Below are 18,978 nucleotides of genomic sequence, written 5' to 3'. Positions count from 1 at the left end.
AACTCCGTGCAACAGCGTCAGAAGAACATTCGCGCCAGTTCGGTACCGGGGTCGTCCGCGCGCATGAATGCCTCGCCGACCAGGAATGTCTGCACGTCCATGTCCCGCAGACGGTCGACATCGACACGGCTCAGAATGCCCGATTCGGTCACTACTATACGATCTTCGGGAACCATGTCCAGCATGCCGATCGTCGTTTCAATCGATGTCTCGAACGTGCGCAGGTTGCGGTTATTGACCCCGATCAACGGCGTCTTCAAGGTGAGCGATTGCTCCAGTTCGTCGCGATCGTGAACCTCGACAAGCACCGCCAGCCCGAGCGAATGCGCATACGCTTCCAGATCCCGCATTTGCGACGGCTGTAGCGCGGCGGCGATCAACAAAATGCAGTCGGCACCCATCGCACGGGCTTCGAGGACCTGATAAGGATCGACGATAAAGTCCTTGCGCAGAACCGGCAGGCTGCAAGCGGCGCGCGCTTCTTCGAGATACGCAATGCTGCCTTTGAAGAACTGCACGTCGGTCAGCACCGACAAACACGCGGCGCCGCCTTGCTCATATGATTTCGCGATATCGGCAGGGACGAAGTTCTCGCGTATTACGCCCTTCGACGGGCTTGCTTTCTTCACTTCCGCGATGATCGCCGGCTTCCCCTCAGCGTGCTTCGCGCGCAATGCGCCGACGAAGTCGCGCGAGTCGCGCGTGCTCGCCTGCAAGCGCAGTTCCTCCAGCGACACGCTTTCCTGCGCGATGCGGACTTCGCCGCGTTTGACGTCAATGATGCGTTCGAGAATGTCACTCATGTCATGGCCTCGTTATTTTGTGAATTGCTGCGTGAAGCGCACAAGTTCATCGACTTTTTCGCGCGCTTGCCCGCTCGCGATCACTTCTTTCGCGAGAGCCATGCCGGCCTCGATCGATTCCGCCACGTTCGCGGCATAAAGCGCCGTGCCTGCGTTCAGCGTCACGATCTCACGCGCGACGCAGGGCTTGTTGTTCAGCGCGCCGAGCAGCATGGTCTTCGATTCCTGCGCGTCGGCCACTTTCAGCGTCCGGTTCGACACCATCTGCAGGCCGAAATCTTCCGGATGAATCTCATACTCGCGCACTTCGCCGTTGCGCAGCTCGCCCACCACCGTTGCCGCACCCAGCGACACCTCGTCCATGCCGTCCTTGCCGTACACCACTAGAACGTGCTTAGCTCCCAGGCGCTGCATGACGCGAACCTGGATACCGACGAGATCCTCATGGAACACGCCCATCAACTGATTCGGCGCGCCGGCCGGATTGGTCAGCGGACCGAGGATGTTGAAAATCGTCCGCACGCCGAGTTCACGACGCACCGGCGCGATGTTTTTCATCGCCGGATGATGATTCGGCGCGAACATGAAGCCCATGCCCGTTTCGGCAATGGATAACGCGACTTGTTCCGGCTTCAAATCGATATTCACTCCCAGCGCCTCAAGCACGTCCGCGCTGCCCGATTTACTCGATACCCCGCGGTTACCGTGCTTCGCGACTTTCGCGCCAGCAGCGGCCGTGACAAACATGGTGGCCGTCGAGATGTTGAATGTATGCGAGCCGTCGCCACCGGTGCCCACGATATCGACGAGATTCTCGCTATCCGGGACGCTGACGTGATTTGCGAACTCGCGCATTACGGTCGCCGCCGCGGCGATCTCACCAATGGTCTCCTTCTTCACGCGCAAACCCGTGATGATCGCGGCGGACATAACCGGCGACATCTCGCCGCGCATGATCATGCGCATCAGGTGCAGCATTTCGTCGTGGAAAATCTCGCGGTGCTCGATTGTCCGTTGCAGCGCTTCCTGGGCCGTAATAGTCATGATCGGATCTCGGTTCACGCGCGAATGCCTTGCGCCGGGCTCTTGACGAAGTTTTCGAGCAGCGCGTGGCCGTGCTCGGACAGAATCGATTCCGGGTGGAATTGCACGCCCTCGACCGCGAGTTCCTTATGACGCACGCCCATGATTTCACCGTCGGGCGTCCACGCTGATATTTCCAGGCAATCCGGCAGCGACTCGCGTTCGATTGCGAGCGAGTGATAACGCGTCACGCTGAAATGTTTCGGCAGGTCGGAAAACACGCCGCGGCAGTCCGTTTCGATGGTGCTCACCTTGCCGTGCATGATGGTTTGCGCGCGCACCACACGTCCACCAAACGCCTCGCCGATAGCCTGATGGCCGAGGCAAACGCCAAGAATGGGGATCTTTCCGGAAAATTCGCGCAGCACGTCGAGCGTGATGCCCGCGTGTTGCGGATTGCTCGGCCCCGGCGAGAGGCAGATCCGCTGAGGATTCAGCTTCGCGATTTCATCGAGGGTAATTTCGTCGTTGCGGAAAGTTCGCACGTCCTCGCCCAGTTCGCCGAAATACTGGACCAGGTTATAGGTGAACGAATCGTAGTTGTCGATCATTAGAAGCAATTTAGCACCTAACTATTTGAATTTACTGTGAAATTTCGCGTTTCGAGGTAAGGCGGAAACACTTTTTAGCCCCGATTTAGCCCCGTGTTGCGGGGACGCGACTATTTAGCCCGTGCGGGCGTGTTGAAACCGGCTGTCAGTGACGCCAGCGGAACAGCAGAAGGGCGGAGGATTTGAAGGTCAGGCGCATCCCTGAATCATACCAGCGCTTACGCTGACAGGGTGCGCCGGGCGTAGCGCGGAGGGCAAGCGCCTGCGCGTTCGGTATGCGCTGGATAGTTTCGCGCGCGTCAAAGATTGTTGTCGTTTCAGTGATCGCAATTCGTCCGGTGCCGCGCTACGATTAGCCTTCCTTCGCACAAAACCTCTCAGGGATCATTGCGGCCCCGCCCGTCAAACGGCGGGTTTTTTCGGGCGACCTCGCGACTGTAATCATTTGCATTACAGCGCCCCGGCTATGCGACGCCGGGCGATTTCGACGTATTCCGCCATCAGGTCGATACCGACGAACTTAAAACCTTCTGCCATAGCGGCTTTGCCCGTGCTACCTGATCCCATGAATGGGTCAAGCACTGTGCCCCCGGGCGGCGTGACTAACCGGCACAGGTAACGCATTAGGTCGGTAGGCTTGACGGTATCGTGATCGTTGTCCTCGCCCTTGTCCCGGGCGTTGGGCTTGGCGCAATAGAAGACCCGCGCCGCGCTTGCCGTGCCCCATGCCGTACCGCCTATGTTCGCCCTGACGTCAGGGAAGCACGCCATGACTTCCGGGCTGGCGTCGTGCACAAGGTTAGCGGGAAAGCGCCCTAGATCAGCACGGCACGCGTCAACGTTGATACCGCCGGTCCCGTGCGTCAGCACGTTATGAACTAGCGTGCCGTCTAGCGGCTTGCGCGCCATGAGAATCGGTTCGTGACTAGGCTTTAGGTTCGTGCCCCAGCCCTCCCATTGCTGCGCCTCCGGGGTGATGCCCCGCGTATCACTTCTAACCGTCTTCGTCAGTGAGTTAACCCAGCCGTTTTTTCTGGCGTCCGTACCGGCTACGCCGTTCACGTCAACGCGGGGAACCAGCGCCCGCGTCTTGCCCGCCGCCTTGTCTATGGCCTTGCTCACGTCCGTAGACTTCGGATATCCCTGCCCGTAGACCCACGCGATTTGATCCCGAACTTCGAACCCGGCGTCTTCGACCGCCACGGCTAAGCGGTGATAAGTGCGCGCATGCCCGAACGCCAGCATGTGACCGCCGGGCCGCAACACGCGAAGACATTGCGCCCATACCGAGGGGTCAAAGGCGACCCCGCTTTTATCCCAGGCAGTGCGCTTGATATTGATCGCATACGGCGCGTCAGTGACTATCGCGTCAACGCTGTTATCAGCAAGCCCGGCCAGCACGCGGCGGCAATCCCCGGTGTACAGCGTGTACCGATCTTTCTTCTGTGCTGTCGCCCGCAATGCCGCCCCCGCCGCTTTTTGATCGAAGCGGCGATTCTAGCGTGACGGCCCGGCGCTATATGTATTGCAGTTCGTCAGCGGGGCCGCATTCGACGGGCACGGGCGGCGTATCGGCGACGTCACGACTGCAATCAATTGCAATTTCATCAGTGGGTGCGAACGACGCAGCGGGAACGACCGGGGTCAGTGTCAGCATTTCACTACTCCATTAGAAAAATAAACAACAGCGTCAGCACGGGGCTAGGTGCGTTCAAATCGCTTTATAACTGTGATTAAATGCCAACCTAATTTTATTATCGTTTATTGAAGCGAGAGTGATTTTAAGACTGATGGATATTATATCGTTTTATATGTACGCTAAGTAATCTTCACAGAACGAGATTACCCGATCATGGCAAACGTCAGCCCGAACAAGGTTCGAACGACCATCATTTTACCGCGCACCTTAAAATCAGAGGTTGACGCACTTTCAAAGCAACATGGCGCGACTTTTACCGCGTTCGTGCGAACCGCCGTTGAAAATCATATAGCAATGAAGAAAGCACAAGCGCAGTAAAACAAAAGCCCGATTCCACCGCAAATGGATATCGGGCTTGAAAAGGCAGTCCCGGCAAAGAAACGCACCTATTTACGACCTAGAACGACATTAATATCGACCTAGTGCTGTGATTATCTCATTGCGCTCGGTCTTTGACAAACTATTTATTGACCTATAGCGATAATCATGTCAGCACTTCCGATTTTTGAAACCGAACCGTCCCCGGTGCAATTGATTGCAAAACCCGCGCCCTCCGGCTGGGCCGTGATTGAAACGATCATTCGCTCAACGGCGACCGCTGATCTTGAAACCGCCCGGGTAGAAACCCCGCCGAAAGCCCCGAAGCAATCGAAAGTCAAAACGCCGCCGAAACCCGCGCTCCCCGAACATAATGACCGTGCCTATCAGCATTCTGATTTAATCCGGTTCGACGGCGACCACCTCGCAATGCTTTTGTACGCGCAATTGCGCTACTGGTCGGGAACAAGCAAGCGCACAGGCAAGCCGCGTGCGGGGATTAAGCACCCGAAAACAGGCACGCCGGGATGGATCGCTAAATCAGCGGCAATGCTCTGGAACGAGTTAATGCTGACCCCGCATCAGATCGAACGCATTAACAAAGTGTTCAAGGCTTCGGGCGCGGTTGAAGTCGAGACGTTCATGTATAAGCGTTCGCTGTGCGTGCACTATCGACTGTCCCCGGAAACGGGAAGTGCACAGGGGACACTCCCCGAAAAGGGGAAGTCACACTCCCCGGAAACGGGAGGTCACACTTCCCCAAATCCGGGAGTCTTTACAGAGAGTCTTTCAAAGACTATTTCAGAGACTAAGGCTTACAAACAGGCATCGGGAAAATCCGACGCGGAAAATGCAAGCCCGGAACCTTGTGAAGCAGCCTCAGGGGAAGCGGTAAAACCCCAAGGCAACCCCGAACCCGTTGAAGCGCTGTCAGCGTCACAAACCCCGCCGCGCTATGACCTGTGGTGCCGTCTGATGCGTAAGCACCATCGCACCCTGTCTTCGCTGACGTTTAAGCAAATCGATCAGCGCGAAGACATGTTGATTGGAATTGAAAAAATCATCGCTGCGTTTGAAAACGGCGATAGCTTCGAAAGCTTTTTAGATTGTCTGATCTCAGGGTGGGAAACATGGTCCGCCCTTTTCAGGGCTGCGACGGGTAAGGACGACGTACCGGCGAACCCGAACATTCCCTATATCCGCAGGCATCTTGAAAAGATGTGGGCCTGGGTTATGGACCCCTCCAACGAGTCCGAAGCGGAAGAACAATCGGCCCCGCCCGAGGAAGCGTCCGATCCGCCGACGCCTGACGCGTTGCCTGTCGAAGACGTGCCGCCGCCCGCTGAACCGGCGGAATCCGCCGCCGTCGAACCGCCCGCGCCCGATATCGATTACGAGGCTATGGGCTTAAAGCCGCCCAAGACCCCGGAAGAACAAGAAGCGGAATACGCGGAAGTCGCGAAACAGTTCAAGGCAAAGGCTGACGCGCAACGCTACGCCGAGGAACAAGCGCACGCGGCGAAAACGGCGAAAGCCTTGAAAAAGCACATTCTCAAGCCCGCACACGTTTGACCCCGAGGGAGCCGCCATGCATGCCCTGATCCACTTGACGTTGCTCGCCGCTTGCTTAGCCGCCGCTTATCTTGCGGCACGTCCCCGGCGCGCGTCACAGGGCCGCCACGGCCCGCCCGCAGCGCCGCATAGGCGCGAGTAGCCGCAAGGGTCAACGAAGCCGCTATGAGGCCGCTAAAGCGGTTGTTTGACAAATCACTAGATACCACTACAGATGAAAACAGAGATAGCCAAACAAATCGTTACCGGCGAGTTCGTGCCGCCGGTTGCCGTGACGCCGACCGTCTTAAGCGCGTTCTGGCGTCAACGCATGGGCGAACTGTTCCCCGCCGAAACAGTGTTATTCGACACGAAAACAATGGGTCAGCTTGCCGTTTTCATTCGCAAAATCGGCGAAGACAGGGCGCTGCCCGCCGTTGCTTTTGCTCTCAAAAATTGGGCGGATTTCCGGTACAAGGCGAATTTAGAACTGACCGGCCTCGAAGTCGCGCCCCGGGTGCCCGCTATCGGCTTCATGCTTCGTCACCGCGCGATTCTGATAAGCGTGATGGACGCGTGCGATTGACTGCAATCAATTGCAATCACAGGACTACGAAAAATAGTTGGTCAGGCTGTTCCAAGTTAGCGTTCGAATCCGGAGAATGGTTCCACTGTCTGGATAAACGGAACACGAACATGAGCAGCAGCACGGCATACCGGCACGCGGGGCGAACATGGTTTCCCCCGGTCATTTTCGACATGATTATCGAGCGCGTGGCGGGGGGCGAAAGCGTTGCAACGATTTGTGAAGACCAGTCTATGCCCTCGAAATCGACCGTTTATAACGCGATCAGTGAAGACCCGCTGTTATCCAAACGATTCGCCGACGCCACGCGTACCGCCGTTGAAAAACGCGCTAAACAATCCGCTTGAAGGAGACGCCGTGCAGACCCTAGCAGAAGCAGGTTTTCACCTGATGACCGTAGAACAGCAACACCAGTTCCTTAAGGACCGGGAACGCCATGAGTCACGCGTGAAAGCGGGCGAACTGATCGAGACGAAAACGCGCGATCAAACCGGGCGCGAAATCTCGACTTTTTCCGGGCCGAAGTCCGCTTGGATGAATCAGTTCAAATCCCCGGCGTATCGCATGATAAAAATTGATAAGCACGCGAAGGGGCCATTTTGAGCAACGATCTCGACATCGAACTTGCGCGCGTGAACGCGCAAATCCGCACGCGCGAAGCCGAGTTGCTGCGCGCCGAAAAAGCGGTGCCCGCGCAGCCGACGAAAGCGGAACTCGCTGAACGCGCGGCAAAACAAGAGTGCCAAGCCGTATGCGCCCGTGCCGACGCAATTTTCAAGGAATACGGTCGTGCAGCGCCGCTGCCGATTGCTGATGAATCGGCCCTTGCCTACCGGATTCGTGTCATTGACGAACTGAAGGTCAACACGCGCTTTGCCGACAAGCAACTCAGCCGCACGACAGACCGCGCGTCGCTAGACGTAATCGAAGGCCAAGCCTATGCCGACGCTTGGGCGAATCGCCAGTCGCCCCTTGACGTTCCGGCGGGGGTCTTGCGGGAAATCGTGAAGACCGACGAAACAGGCCGCCGAATTTCCGAATTCGTCAGCGGGCGCGGTAGCAAAGGCATGTTCAAACAGGTTTTCGGCATGTTCATTGCGCCGCCGCTTTTTCAAGAGGGCGGCTTCTTTGTGAACGGCGTCGAGAAGTTCCCGCGCGTCATGCCGACATAAGGCGGGCGTCGTGATCCTCGTAAATCGTCGGTGCACGCGTTGCGGTTTGACCGCCGCAATAGCCCTCGGTAGATCGACATGCACGGCATGTAAGACCGAACAAAAGCGGGACTGGCGGCGTCGCAATCCTAAACGCGTTAAGGCGGCGGCGAGGAAACAGACGGCGCATCGGGAAGAGTACATGGCCGCGTATCGCGCGGACCCGGTAAACCGGGAAAAGAATCGTGCGGCCTGCCGGGCATGGCGTGAAGCCCGTAGGAAAACGAACGAATCAACATGACAGGGGGCGGCGGTGGACGATAGCAAACGTGAATATCGGAATCAACGCAGGGACCGGCCCCGCGTGTTCGACGTGTCGAATATTCGTCGCCCCGCCCGCGCGCCCGCGCCCACCCGAGAGCAACAGCAAGTCGCCGCCCGTGCGCGGTGGGATATAGACGCCATCTTGCGCAATACCGCAAATGACAGACCGAGGGATGAATGACCGTTGATATCGTCGAATTAGCTGACCGCGCCGGACAGACCGCGCGGGACGTGCAGCACTTTCTGGTTTCGAACGGAATCCTCCGCGTCGATATCGCGGGGCAGGCGTTGCGTGTCCTGATTGATGTCGAAATCGAAATCGAAGCCGCCATCGAAGACTATCCCGACGTTGAAATCCTCCGTCGAATCCACACGGGCGTTCACGGGTACACGCTGTACTTATTTGAACTGCTCGAATGCAACCGCATTCTTGCGGGCTACGAACGCACCGAAAAAATGCCGGGCGAAACGGAACACTGAGCCATGACCAGATATCCAGATTTGAAATCCGAGTGCCATGAATTCTTTGCGCAAATGGACGCCTTGATTGCGGATAAGCCGCGCGACGCCCAAACCGCTTTTTTCGTCGGGCGTAGCTATGTCGAATCGCTTCACTCGCTGCGCGCCGCGCTTGATAACGATCCCGATAACCCGGACTTGCGCGCGGCATTTGACGCGACGGTTCCGCGTCTGAAAGCAGCGCTGCGACACAACACGGAGACGCACGACGGCGCTGAGGCCGCGAGTTTCGGTAGGGGCATAGCGCAATTGTTGCGTTCGTAAATCCCGCTATGCGCTGCAATTGATTGCAATTCTCTAGGACGTAGCCGTGGCCGACCATCCCGTAATTCGCATACAGATTGATGCCGAGGACTTTGACAAGTTCGCGGATCGTTGGAACCTTTATCGCACACAGGTTGCCGATCAACCGGAAGCCTGGAAGGAAACGAATGCCGAAGTCAAAGTACTGAAAAGCCGGTTTGAAGACACGGCGGCGGCGTTCGCGAAGCTTGAAAAGTCCGCGCAGAACCCGAGGTTCGAGCGCTCCGTGACGAAGTTCGGGACGCAAGGCAAGGCAGCCGAAAAGGACTGGCGCGCCATCGGTAAGCACGTTGAAAAGACCCATCGCGACATGTCGGGCCTTGCCCGCATGACCATCGGCCTCAGTGCTTTCGGCAAGGGCTTCGGCGCGGTCACGGCGGTCGGCGCGGCGGCACTCGGCGCAACGAAAAAGGCCGCTGACGATTTTTCAAATCAGAACAAGCAGAACCGTGAAATCGGGTTGAAGCCCGGAGAAGCCACGGCGTTTAAAGATCAATACGGCCCGCCGCTCGGCGCTAACGCGGGCGACCTCGCGAATATCAGCGCGATCAAACAGAACCGGGGCCGCTGGTCCGAAATCTATACGGCGACGGCGGGCGGGGTCAGCGCTAACGACATTGAGACTAAGCCCGTCGTCGAACTGTACCTCGAAGCCCTGCAAAAAGCGGCGGAAGCCAAGAAGCGCTTCGGCGGCAACGGCGGCTTATGGGCGGACAGTAGCGGCGCGAATGCCTTGTTCGGGACGGGCACGTTGAACAACGCGGCAACGCGCGACGACGCATGGTTTCAACAGACCTACGGCCAGTACGCGGAAGAACGCGACAAGGTTGCGCAACGGCAACCCGACCTCGATCAATCGACGGCCTTCGTTCAGAAGTGGAACGACGACATGTCGCAAGTCAAAACCGGGTTTGAAAAAGCGCTGATGCCGCTTGAACCGAAGTTCATTGACGCCGCCAAGGGCATCGCTAACTTCATTGACGAACTCAACAAAAGCGGCGAAATCGGCAAGGATATTGATCTTGCAATCACGGCCTTCAAAAAGTTCGAAAAGGCGGGCGACGAAGCCGGGGCATGGATCGACGCCAAGCTGAAACTCGCGGGCATTACCGTTGATAAGAACGGCGTCACCGTCGAAGCCGGTAGCCCCGCCGCTGAAACCCTCGCCTACGGACGAACTTTTGCTGACGAGTGGAAAAAGGACCATAGCTTCATTTACGCCGATGGTATCGACGCGAAGTCCGCGACGCTGATGGGCGGCATTCTAGGGGATCACACGGGCGACGCCGCGAACGCGCGTAACAAAGCCCTCCTAGGCGAATTTTTGCCGTGGGCCTCGAATGCGTCAAGTCGGGCCGGGGCATGGGTAAAGGACTACATGACCGGCGGCGGCACATTCGGCATGCCCGGTTACAAGCCGTCCCCGCCCGCGCCCGGTGAGCACTGGGACTGGCCTTATCAGGGCAGCGGCGGCACTAGCCCGGCGTCGGGACAATCGAAGAAAAACAACCCGGGCAACTTGCGCCCGGCGAACGGCAAGGGCTTCGCGTCTTTCGATAGCGTTGACGCCGGGGTATCGGCGATGGACCGGCAGCTTGAAATCTATGCGGGCCGCGATCACTTGAATACGTTGAACGGCATTATTTCGAAGTACGCGCCGCCCAGCGAAAACAACACGGGCGCGTATATCCGCGACGTGTCAGCGCGTACCGGGTTCAAGGCCGATGACAAGCTTAATATGTCAGACCCCCGGGTGCGGGCTGCGCTCGAATCCGCGATGATCCAGCACGAAAGCCATGACTTCCGCGATTTGACGACGGAAAAGGTGTTGTCCGCCATCACGCAAAGATTCGAGGCGAAGACCGGCGGCGAACCCGAGAACGGCAACGGCGCGGCGCGTAGCACTTTCAAGATGCCGAATCAGGGACCGCAAGCCCCGAACATTTTGCAACTGTCTGTGAACGTGCCGCCGGGGGCGAACGTGAACGTGTTGACTAACATGGCGGTGGGCTGATGAGGTTCTATCGTATCGTCGTCAGCGACCCGGCAACGGGCAAAGTCTTTATCCCGAATTACAACGGCAGGCCCGGGTTCACGCTCGCCGCCGCCGACCCCGCGCTATCGACCTATACAAGCCTGATTCCCGGCGCGTCGGTCTTTACCGTAGGCGGCACGAACCCGGCGGCGCAACGCGTAGAACTCGACCTACCGGTAATCGTCGGGCACTCGCCGGGGACGGAGGCCAATCCCTATGTGTGCGTGTACGGGGTCGGCATCGCCGAGGTCGGGCAAGCCGCTAATTTGAACGGCATGAACATCGCGATTTACGGCGGTATGGCCCGGGGTTTGCCGCTAGCGATTCCGGCTCAAGCCGGGCGGCTGGTTAGCGGGCAGGTACGGCAATGTACAGGCAACTGGATCAATAACGATCAGACACTCAGCTTCTTTCTGGGTACGGCGTCTTCGCCGTCTTCGAATCAAACGTCGGGACAGCCGTTAAGTCAGGCGACGACAATTCCGGTTCCGGCGTCGAACGCTGACCCCGCGAATATCGTGTTTCAGTGGGTCAAGGGCCAGCCCATGATGGCGGCGATTGTGAGCGCGTTGTCTACGGCGTTCCCTAAATACACGATTAAAGGCGCTATCAGCGGCTCGCTGATCTGGCCTAGCGGGCAAGCCGATACCGCTTACTTCGCGACGTTCCCGCAATTCGCGCGGTACGTCAATGAAATCAGCCTGAAGACAATCGGCGGCGCGTCCCCGGACTTGACGTTATACCCGGGCGTATCGATCACGTTGCAAAACAACGTGTTCACCGTGCAGGACGGTACGACGCAGACCGTGGCGAAGCAGATTCAATTTACGGATTTGATAGGACAGCCGACGTGGAACGAGCCGAATAAGGTACAGGTCACAGCGCGCATGCGCTCCGATATCAGTCCCGGGGACTATGTGACGCTCCCGCCGGGGCCGGGCATTATCGGCGGCAACGCGCAGGCCCAGACGTTCAACGTACAGCCGGGAAGCACGTATAGCAACGCCGCGTCGGGCGTGATCTTTAGCGGCAATTTTCAGGTCAGCGTCGTGCGTCACGTAGGCGACAGCCGGGGCGCGGGCGGCACGGCGTGGGTGACCACGCTTGATTGCGGATCGATAGGCCTAAAGGGCGATCCGTTGCCCGCGCTCCCCGTCGTCTACAAGCCGAACAATTCGTGGGGTTTTTTCTTGCCCTAAAAACTTAGGATAACGAACGATCTACCCATGTTTTAACGCCTTTTACGTCGATCTGCGTTTCAACGCGGCGGGGCCGGGGCCAGGAAGCGATTGCAATTGATTGCAGAAAAGCAGGACGATAAAAGGCGGGGCGGTACGTGACCCAAAAAGTTGTAATCCTAACCAGCGGTACGTCGTGGACTGTTCCGTCTGACTGGACTAGCACGAACACGATTACGGCTACGGGTGCCGGGGGCGGCGGCGTCGGCGACGGTCAATACGGCTCAGGCGGTGGGGGCGGTGGTGGCGCGTCTACGGTCGTCAATGTCGTGCTCACGCCCGGCGCGATCCTGAATTGTGCAATCGGTACAGGTGGTACAGGCGGTAACAGCGTCAACGGCACGGCGGGCGGTTCGACATGGCTCGGCGGTACGTCGCTGGCTACCAGCACGGTAGGCGCAAACGGCGGTAAGGGCGCGGTCTTCAGCGGCACGGCCCCCGGCCCCGGCGGCGCGGGCGGATCGACTACCGGCGCTGTGGGCACGACCCTGTACGCGGGCGGCGCGGGCGCGACAGGCGGGAAAGACACGAGTTTCGGCGGGCCGGGCGGCGGCGGTGGGGGCGCGGCGGGTCCTGACGGCGCGGGCTTAGCCGGTACGACGCCGCCTACCGGTGTGGGCGGCACGTCGGATATTGGCGGCGTAGGCGGGGCCGGTGACAACGGCACGGGCGGTACGGGCGGTACGGGCGGCACGTCTTCGTCAAAGAACGGCGGGGCCGGTACTGCGAATCAATCGGGCGGCGGCGGGGGCGGCGGGTCATTCGCTGATAACGGCTCAGGTAACGTAGGCGGTGCCGGTGGCTTCCCGGGTGGCGGCGGTGGCGGCGCGGATAACGGCGGCCCGAACGGTACAGGCGGCGCGGGCGCGGGCGGTCAAATCGTTATCACGTACACGGCGGCGGGCGGAGCATCGTTCGCGGCGACGGCAGCGGAGTCAGCGACAGCAACGGCGGGCGTCACCACGTCGATTCAACTCGGCGGTGCGGGTACACAGGCGAGCACAGCCACCGCCGCGCTGAACACCGCGATAAGCCTTGCCGCCGCCGCAACGGCAACAGCGACAGCGAGCGCCGGGTTGATAGCGTTGCCCCGTCTCGCCGCTAGTGCGGGCGAATCCGTGACAGCGGCGGCGGCGCTCAATACGCCCAACGGCGTGCTGGCGGCGCAGGCGGTACAGGCGTCTAGCGCACAGGCGGGGCTACAAACGTCGATTGTCCTGCGTGCCACGGCGGGCGTGTCGTCATCGGCGGGGGCGTCACTGTCTACGCAGATAACGCTGGCCGCTAGTGCGGGCGCGGCAGGAACGGCACAGGCGGCGCTCGTGACGTCGATTGCCCTACGGGCCGCCGCGAATGAAGCCAGCACGGCGGGGGCGGCACTAGGCGCGGGCGGTAGCGGTAGCCTAAGCGCGGGCGCGCAAGCGTCGTCGTCAGCACAGGCAACGCTAGTCACGTCGCTGCAATTGATTGCAACGGCGACAGAACGCGCGTCAGCGGCGGCGGCGCTAGCGGGGCAAGCCGGGTTATCCGCTAGTGCGGGCGAGACGTCTAGTGCGGGTGCGGGCCTAGCAACAGCGATAGACCTACAGGCGGGGGCGCAGCAGGTAGGCACAGCACACGCGGCGATGACTACGGCAATCGTCTTGCAAGCGCAGTGCGGGCAAGCCGTGACAGCAACGGCGGGCCTACAGACGTCGTTACGCCTAGCGGCGTCAGCGAATGAAACCTGTACAGCGCTAACCACAAGCGGGGCGGCGGGCGCGTTGTCAGCACAAGCGCTAGTCACGTCTACAGCGGCGGCGACCGTAGGCGTAACCGTGCTTCCCGACTATGTTTTCGACGTGTACGCTGATAAGGAACAGCCCCGGGTCTTCCCCGTCTACAGGCCGCCCACGCAGGCGCAGGCCCTAGCACTAGGCTATCAGCCGTGGCGGCGCAGGCAAGTGAAAATAGCTTGAAAACCCCCGAAAAACAGCGGGTAGCGGAAGTAAGGACAACATATAGACAGCGCGGCGACGAGTGGAAAAAACGAGAGACGTAACCCACCTCCTACGGATTATTGAATTGTCATGGCTGTAACCTTTAAACAAGCGCAAGCACAGGGACCGGACGCACAACGACCGGGAGAGAAACACGTCGGGGTCACGCCCGCCGCCGGGCCTCACGGGGGGGACGCGTGCGCGCCCGCGCCGAAAGCGAAGCCGAAGCGCAAGCCCGCACGCAAGACCGTGCCGAAAGGTAAGCGCGGCCCGAAGCCGAAGTATGACCGCGCGGTCTTTGACCGAATCTTTAGCGAGATGGCTAAGGGCAAGACCGTTGTCGAGATACTTGATAGTGATAGCGGCACGTACCCCAGCCCCGCCGCGTTCTATCGCATTAAGAAGGCTGATCCGGCGTTGCAGGCGGAGTTCGAAATCGCGCAAGAACTTCAATGCGATTACCTTGCGCACAGAGTCATGACGTTGAGCCGGGACGTGAAGCAAGGCGACGTGATCGTATCGAAGGGCGGCAAGACGCAAAGCAGCTTCTACCGTGACAGGCTTACGGCGGCACGCGACGAGGCGACGAACTTGAAATGGGTGTTGTCCCGGGTTGATCCCCGCAACAGGTTCACGGAGAAGACCGCACAACAGGTCACGCACGCCGGGCGCATAGACAGCACGCAGCGCGTGATCACCGTCACCGGCGGTTTGCCCCGTACCCCGCTGGGGTCGTTATCGCCCGAGGAGCGGGAAGCCGCTGTACGCGAAGCCGCGATGACCCGGGTTATCACGCGGGAATCAATCACAAACCCGTTCGGCTTAGATATCGCGGCGATTGAGGCACAGGACGCACTAGACGACGCGACAGAGACGGAATTAGTCGAGGCCGAAGCCTTAGAACGCGGCCCCAGCCCCGGCGATTTAGCTGTTTTAGCCCGTATGCCTATCAACCCCGCCGACTATGACGGCGACGCATAAAGCGCGTGTATGGCGTCGCCTCGCGCAACTTCTGCGTTTTTAACCCCGAAGTTGACCCCGGGCGTGATACACATAGCGCGCTCAGCCTTACCCTGTATAGCGCCGCTGCATAGATGCCGTTTATCAAAGATAACTAGAATCGCGTCTTTAAGCTGTTTCACAATCTTTTTAGGACTACTCGAAATGACTGAAGCAACCGAAACAATTGCCGTGTATGAAAACGGGCACGTCGCCCCCGCTATCGAATCAGCGTTTAAGGGGAGTGCCGAGTTGATTCACGACTTTCAAGCCCGCTGGAAAGCACTAGAAGCCTATGCCATTGACGGTAAGTTTCCCGCGTTCATCGAGGAATCAAAGATTCCGCTGATCGAAGCGGCGTACGGCGTCGTGTTTGTCCGCTGGAAAGAATGGGCGGAACGGCTTGAAGCCGCGCTTTCACACGCGAAGACTTGCCCGGGCGGACACGACATGGCATTCCGAAGTGCCGAGGCGTTACGCGGTTTGACGCCGTTTCTGACGACGTGCGTTGCCGAATTGAAGGCGGAAGCCGAAGCAATCGCACCGAAGCACTAACCGCGTCCTTGTAGTCCCATAACCCGTAGGAGTATCAAATGTCTATCAAGAATGTAACCGCACAAATCGAAGCACATCAGAAGAAAGTCGCGCGGGTATCGGAATGGGCTGGTCCTAAAACCCTGTTAATGAAGGCAATCCTCGCCTTGCGTGAAGCGCGGGCGGATTGGGACAGACCCGGCGGCGCTAGCGGCGAGACTGAAGATTTCAAAATCGCCTATTCCGCATGGGCCACCGCTGAAGTCGAATTGACTGACGCGCTGGGCGTTGTGATTGCGAACGAACACGCCCGCGCAATCGCGCCCGCTGAACCCGTCGTTAAATCCATCGCGAAGCAAACCGCATAACCCCCTGTAGTTCAATCCTAAAGGACTTATCAGCAATGGCATTAACCCCCGCACAGAAAGACGATCAAAACAGCCGTTCCGCCGTTAAGGACATTCAAGTCAAGAAGGAAAAGGACATGAGGCCGCCTGAACAGCGGCAGCACAACGTTTTCCGCGATAACCCGCCGGAAAAGTCGGACCCGCGCAGCATTTTCAAGAGCAACGGCTAACGCTAATCGGGGACAACGCGCGTGAGCACAAAACGTAGTCGGAACAGGCACGGACGCGCGCAAGCCGTAGCGCCCGTGTGTCTACCTGTCGTCAAGCCCTTGTGCATAGGCGCGTTCCTGGCCTTCGCACAGCGGCCCCGCGTAGTCGCTGACCCGCCCGGATCGATTGCAATTGATTGCACAGAAACGGCGGCGGAAGCGAAGGCGTGTACACAGTGCGGCGTCGTCAAGCCGTTGACGGAGTTTTACCTTGCGACGGGGCGTAGCACGCGCCGGGAAGCGTGTTGCAAGGCGTGTACAGCCGAAGCGGGAACGGCTGCGCCTGACGCTCCGGGCGTTGCGCTGTCACGCTACGCCGTCGTGGGTTCACTTCAGCGCGGCGACCGCCCGGACGGCACATTGCGCGCGCATAACGACCTAACGCGCACCGGCATTGTTCACAGGGGCGCGGTATCAGCGGCGATAACCGGTTATCTGAACGCGACAGGGGCAAGGCGATGAACGGGCGTGTCTATCTCCGTGTACCTGTCAGGGATCGCCCGACCGTGCAAGCACTAGGCGCGCGCTATGACCGTGGCGCTCACCGCTGGTACGTGCCGCGCTATGTCAGCGTAGACGCCTTCGCGCGCTGGCTACCCGCGCGCCCCGCCGTTATCGAACACGGGGACGGCACGCGGAGCACGGCGACGGCTAACCTCGTCGTGCCGAAGATCGTTGCCTATGAAGACCCGGTTAATCGCACGACGTGGAAGACCCGGCGGGTACGCGTGCCGGGCCGGGGCTGATATGCCGATAACCTATGCGGAAAAGAAGCGGGTACAGCGGGACAAGCTGTATAGCTGGGCGGACCGTGAAAGCCGGGCCGACCCGTTTGAGCTACCGAGGGCAACGCCGGAACAGATTGAACAGCGTCAGCGCGTCGCCCGGGCTTTGACAGCGTGTTGGGACGCCGCCGCTGTCGTTGCCGCGTTGTCGCACTATGCGGGCGTCCAAGTCCTACCGTATCGACAGCCGCGTGACGCCGGTTGGACCCGAATGACACACAAGCAAGCCGTCGGGCGAACGAGTCCGCAGCCGCCGATACGGATAAGACAGGCGGGACCGCTGCGGGTAACGGGGCCGGTCAGCACGCGCAAGCGCAACGGCGTAGACGCGCGCTGGCGTGACGCTATCAGCACGGGACAATAGACAAGCATGCACAAGACCGCAGCACTTAAAGACGCCGCATTGTCGAACGCTGACGACAGCCCGCCCGGCGTTATCCTTGAAGTCAGGAACAGGATTTTGTGGGCGTGCCCGCTTGACGGCGAAGTCTTCTGGTTTCTTGATGGCCGGTTCGTAACAGAAAGCGAAGCCGAGGCGTTTTTAGGCGGTTATTCGGTTGATCCCCGGCGAATCGTGGACCCCGGCGGTAGTCACGATTTATGACCGGCATACCGCCCGTACAGGCGCGTAACCGCAGTTATCATAGTTACAAGGTATAAACGCTATTCCCCGGCAAAGCCTTATACGGCGGGCCTCCGTGCCGGGCTTAGCCCCCGAATCGGGGCTAAAAACAGCAGTTATTGCGCGGAACCCGCAGGCCCCGGCGTTTCTGCGCGTTGCAATTGATTGCACCCCGCTGGGGGGCGGATAGCGGACGCTCATTTCACGCCGTCCAAGAACGATTTAACGGTCGAGGTTTTCCAATAGGGCCGAGGGTCGTGACCGTCAGGGGGCGGCACCGCGCCTTTCTTGCGACGCTGATAAAACGCGGCTTGCGACAGACCGCCGAGCAACGCCTGAAAATGCGCGTTACGAATCAAACCCGGTTCGTCTAGGGTAATCAGCGGGGCCTTGGGTTGCGTGTTCTTATATACGCGCTTCGGCTTTTCCGCCGGTATTGCTTCGACTACAACCGGGACAGCGGGTTTTACTTCGGGCGTCTTCTGAGTAAAAGTAACGGCCATAACAACCCATGACGATACGCCCTCCGTGGCTAGGTTAATAAATGCCGGGCGAAATGCCCGGCTTCCTGATTAACTCTATTCTAAACGTTATTAACCGTTACTGGTTAAGTGGGTCGCTTAAATAAAGCGCGCACGCTGTCCGGTAATTCGACGGCTTCGGCGTCTTGCTGCTTCCAGCGTTCACGCGTCTCTAAAATAAGCGCAGTGTTTAGTCGTTGCGCCTCCATGAATTCGCTGCAAAGCGTATCGCGAACAGCGCATAACAGCGGGTAATACGGGTGATCGTTACTGGTGTTGCGTAGCAATTCCGTGATTACTATGCTTAAATTTAAAATCGGACTAGGGGGAAAGCTACCACCCGACACGAACCACTTCCCGTCTTTAGTACGGTGCCGGAGCTTGCACCCGAACAGTTGGCAAACGCCTTTGACCAAAGGGTACATTTTGGCGTCCGCCCGAGCGTCTTCCACCCTTATTGCCTGCCATTTAACTAAATCAATCTCCCGTGCTTTCATAACTGACTCCGTTCCTTCAAGTGGCGGACGTGCGAACGCCGCCGTTATTAAATAACCGGCGTCACAAGACACACTCAAGGGAATTGAGCGCCGGAGGGCAAGGCAATGCCTAGGCGGCTTGCCTGATTACCGTAGGACTTTAGAAGTCCGGCCCTCCGTGGCGCATACGGGCACTACTGAACAGCGGATATTTGGCTTACCTGTGTTTCTACAGCAAGAACCGATAGGCTACATCGGCCCCACAAGTAAACGCAAGTAAACGTT

General features: G+C 59.1%; 23 protein-coding genes. 16 read left to right on the top strand and 7 right to left on the bottom strand.

The window, feature by feature from the left end; genetic code table 11:
• Positions 1-17: 17 nt before the first annotated feature.
• The 5 genes from trpC to SBC1_RS15475 form a co-directional block, all read right to left on the bottom strand.
• Complete coding sequence (trpC, locus tag SBC1_RS15495) at positions 18-803, bottom strand: indole-3-glycerol phosphate synthase TrpC (protein WP_165092625.1); 786 nt, start codon at positions 801-803, stop codon at positions 18-20.
• Between the two features lie 12 nt (positions 804-815).
• Positions 816-1,847 carry an anthranilate phosphoribosyltransferase gene (gene trpD, locus SBC1_RS15490; RefSeq protein WP_165092624.1) on the bottom strand — a complete coding sequence of 344 codons (1,032 nt, stop codon included), beginning with the start codon at positions 1,845-1,847 and terminating at the stop codon, positions 816-818.
• Between the two features lie 14 nt (positions 1,848-1,861).
• A complete protein-coding gene (locus SBC1_RS15485) occupies positions 1,862-2,446 on the bottom strand; it encodes an aminodeoxychorismate/anthranilate synthase component II (protein ID WP_165092623.1) in 585 nt (194 codons plus the stop codon).
• A gap of 441 nt (positions 2,447-2,887) precedes the next feature.
• Positions 2,888-3,898, bottom strand: coding sequence for a site-specific DNA-methyltransferase (locus SBC1_RS15480; protein WP_165988448.1), 1,011 nt, complete (start codon positions 3,896-3,898; stop codon positions 2,888-2,890).
• Between the two features lie 55 nt (positions 3,899-3,953).
• A complete protein-coding gene (locus SBC1_RS15475) occupies positions 3,954-4,094 on the bottom strand; it encodes a hypothetical protein (RefSeq protein ID WP_165988447.1) in 141 nt (46 codons plus the stop codon).
• A 195-nt stretch (positions 4,095-4,289) separates the two neighbouring features.
• Between SBC1_RS15475 and SBC1_RS15470 the strand changes: the two genes are divergently transcribed.
• From SBC1_RS15470 to SBC1_RS15395, 16 genes are all read left to right on the top strand, one after another.
• On the top strand, positions 4,290-4,454 hold the full coding sequence (locus SBC1_RS15470; protein ID WP_165988445.1) for a ribbon-helix-helix domain-containing protein: 165 nt from the start codon (positions 4,290-4,292) through the stop codon (positions 4,452-4,454).
• Positions 4,455-4,622: 168 nt separating this feature from the next.
• Positions 4,623-6,026 (top strand): hypothetical protein, encoded by a 1,404-nt coding sequence (locus tag SBC1_RS15465; protein ID WP_165988443.1) that lies wholly within the window; start codon positions 4,623-4,625, stop codon positions 6,024-6,026.
• A 256-nt stretch (positions 6,027-6,282) separates the two neighbouring features.
• The gene (locus tag SBC1_RS15460) at positions 6,283-6,591 is read left to right on the top strand and encodes a hypothetical protein (protein WP_207958411.1); all 309 of its coding nucleotides are present in this window, start codon (positions 6,283-6,285) and stop codon (positions 6,589-6,591) included.
• A gap of 110 nt (positions 6,592-6,701) precedes the next feature.
• The gene (locus SBC1_RS15455) at positions 6,702-6,938 is read left to right on the top strand and encodes a hypothetical protein (RefSeq protein WP_165988440.1); all 237 of its coding nucleotides are present in this window, start codon (positions 6,702-6,704) and stop codon (positions 6,936-6,938) included.
• A 10-nt stretch (positions 6,939-6,948) separates the two neighbouring features.
• Positions 6,949-7,194, top strand: a complete 246-nt coding sequence (locus tag SBC1_RS15450) for a hypothetical protein (RefSeq protein WP_165988436.1) — start codon at positions 6,949-6,951, stop codon at positions 7,192-7,194.
• A complete protein-coding gene (locus tag SBC1_RS15445) occupies positions 7,191-7,763 on the top strand; it encodes a hypothetical protein (RefSeq protein ID WP_165988434.1) in 573 nt (190 codons plus the stop codon). Before SBC1_RS15450 ends, SBC1_RS15445 begins: the two co-directional genes overlap by 4 nt.
• A 480-nt stretch (positions 7,764-8,243) precedes the next feature.
• Positions 8,244-8,546 carry a hypothetical protein gene (locus SBC1_RS15440; RefSeq protein ID WP_165988433.1) on the top strand — a complete coding sequence of 101 codons (303 nt, stop codon included), beginning with the start codon at positions 8,244-8,246 and terminating at the stop codon, positions 8,544-8,546.
• 3 nt (positions 8,547-8,549) lie between these two features.
• Positions 8,550-8,849, top strand: coding sequence for a hypothetical protein (locus tag SBC1_RS15435; protein ID WP_165988431.1), 300 nt, complete (start codon positions 8,550-8,552; stop codon positions 8,847-8,849).
• Between the two features lie 46 nt (positions 8,850-8,895).
• The gene (locus SBC1_RS15430) at positions 8,896-10,902 is read left to right on the top strand and encodes a hypothetical protein (RefSeq protein WP_165988429.1); all 2,007 of its coding nucleotides are present in this window, start codon (positions 8,896-8,898) and stop codon (positions 10,900-10,902) included.
• Positions 10,902-12,122, top strand: a complete 1,221-nt coding sequence (locus SBC1_RS15425) for a hypothetical protein (RefSeq protein WP_165988427.1) — start codon at positions 10,902-10,904, stop codon at positions 12,120-12,122. The genes SBC1_RS15430 and SBC1_RS15425 overlap by 1 nt, the downstream gene beginning before the upstream one ends.
• A 137-nt stretch (positions 12,123-12,259) precedes the next feature.
• Positions 12,260-14,119, top strand: a complete 1,860-nt coding sequence (locus SBC1_RS15420; RefSeq protein ID WP_165988425.1) for a hypothetical protein — start codon at positions 12,260-12,262, stop codon at positions 14,117-14,119.
• 270 nt (positions 14,120-14,389) lie between these two features.
• Entirely contained in the window at positions 14,390-15,121 is a 732-nt protein-coding gene (locus SBC1_RS15415; RefSeq protein ID WP_165988423.1) for a hypothetical protein, read from the top strand.
• Between the two features lie 183 nt (positions 15,122-15,304).
• On the top strand, positions 15,305-15,694 hold the full coding sequence (locus SBC1_RS15410; RefSeq protein WP_165988421.1) for a hypothetical protein: 390 nt from the start codon (positions 15,305-15,307) through the stop codon (positions 15,692-15,694).
• A 38-nt stretch (positions 15,695-15,732) separates the two neighbouring features.
• Positions 15,733-16,041, top strand: a complete 309-nt coding sequence (locus tag SBC1_RS15405) for a hypothetical protein (protein ID WP_165988419.1) — start codon at positions 15,733-15,735, stop codon at positions 16,039-16,041.
• Positions 16,042-16,076: 35 nt separating this feature from the next.
• A complete protein-coding gene (locus SBC1_RS15400; protein ID WP_165988417.1) occupies positions 16,077-16,250 on the top strand; it encodes a hypothetical protein in 174 nt (57 codons plus the stop codon).
• A gap of 497 nt (positions 16,251-16,747) precedes the next feature.
• Positions 16,748-17,035, top strand: a complete 288-nt coding sequence (locus SBC1_RS15395) for a DUF5710 domain-containing protein (protein ID WP_165988415.1) — start codon at positions 16,748-16,750, stop codon at positions 17,033-17,035.
• An 858-nt stretch (positions 17,036-17,893) separates the two neighbouring features.
• Here SBC1_RS15395 and SBC1_RS15390 read toward each other — a convergent pair.
• The gene (locus tag SBC1_RS15390) at positions 17,894-18,199 is read right to left on the bottom strand and encodes a hypothetical protein (RefSeq protein ID WP_165988413.1); all 306 of its coding nucleotides are present in this window, start codon (positions 18,197-18,199) and stop codon (positions 17,894-17,896) included.
• 104 nt (positions 18,200-18,303) lie between these two features.
• Positions 18,304-18,714 carry a hypothetical protein gene (locus SBC1_RS15385; protein WP_165988411.1) on the bottom strand — a complete coding sequence of 137 codons (411 nt, stop codon included), beginning with the start codon at positions 18,712-18,714 and terminating at the stop codon, positions 18,304-18,306.
• Positions 18,715-18,978: the final 264 nt, after the last annotated feature.

Source organism: Caballeronia sp. SBC1 (assembly GCF_011493005.1).
Classification (GTDB): Bacteria; Pseudomonadota; Gammaproteobacteria; order Burkholderiales; family Burkholderiaceae; genus Caballeronia.
The sequence above is the reverse complement of the archived record's forward strand: the minus strand, read 5'-3'. Positions and strand labels throughout refer to the sequence as shown.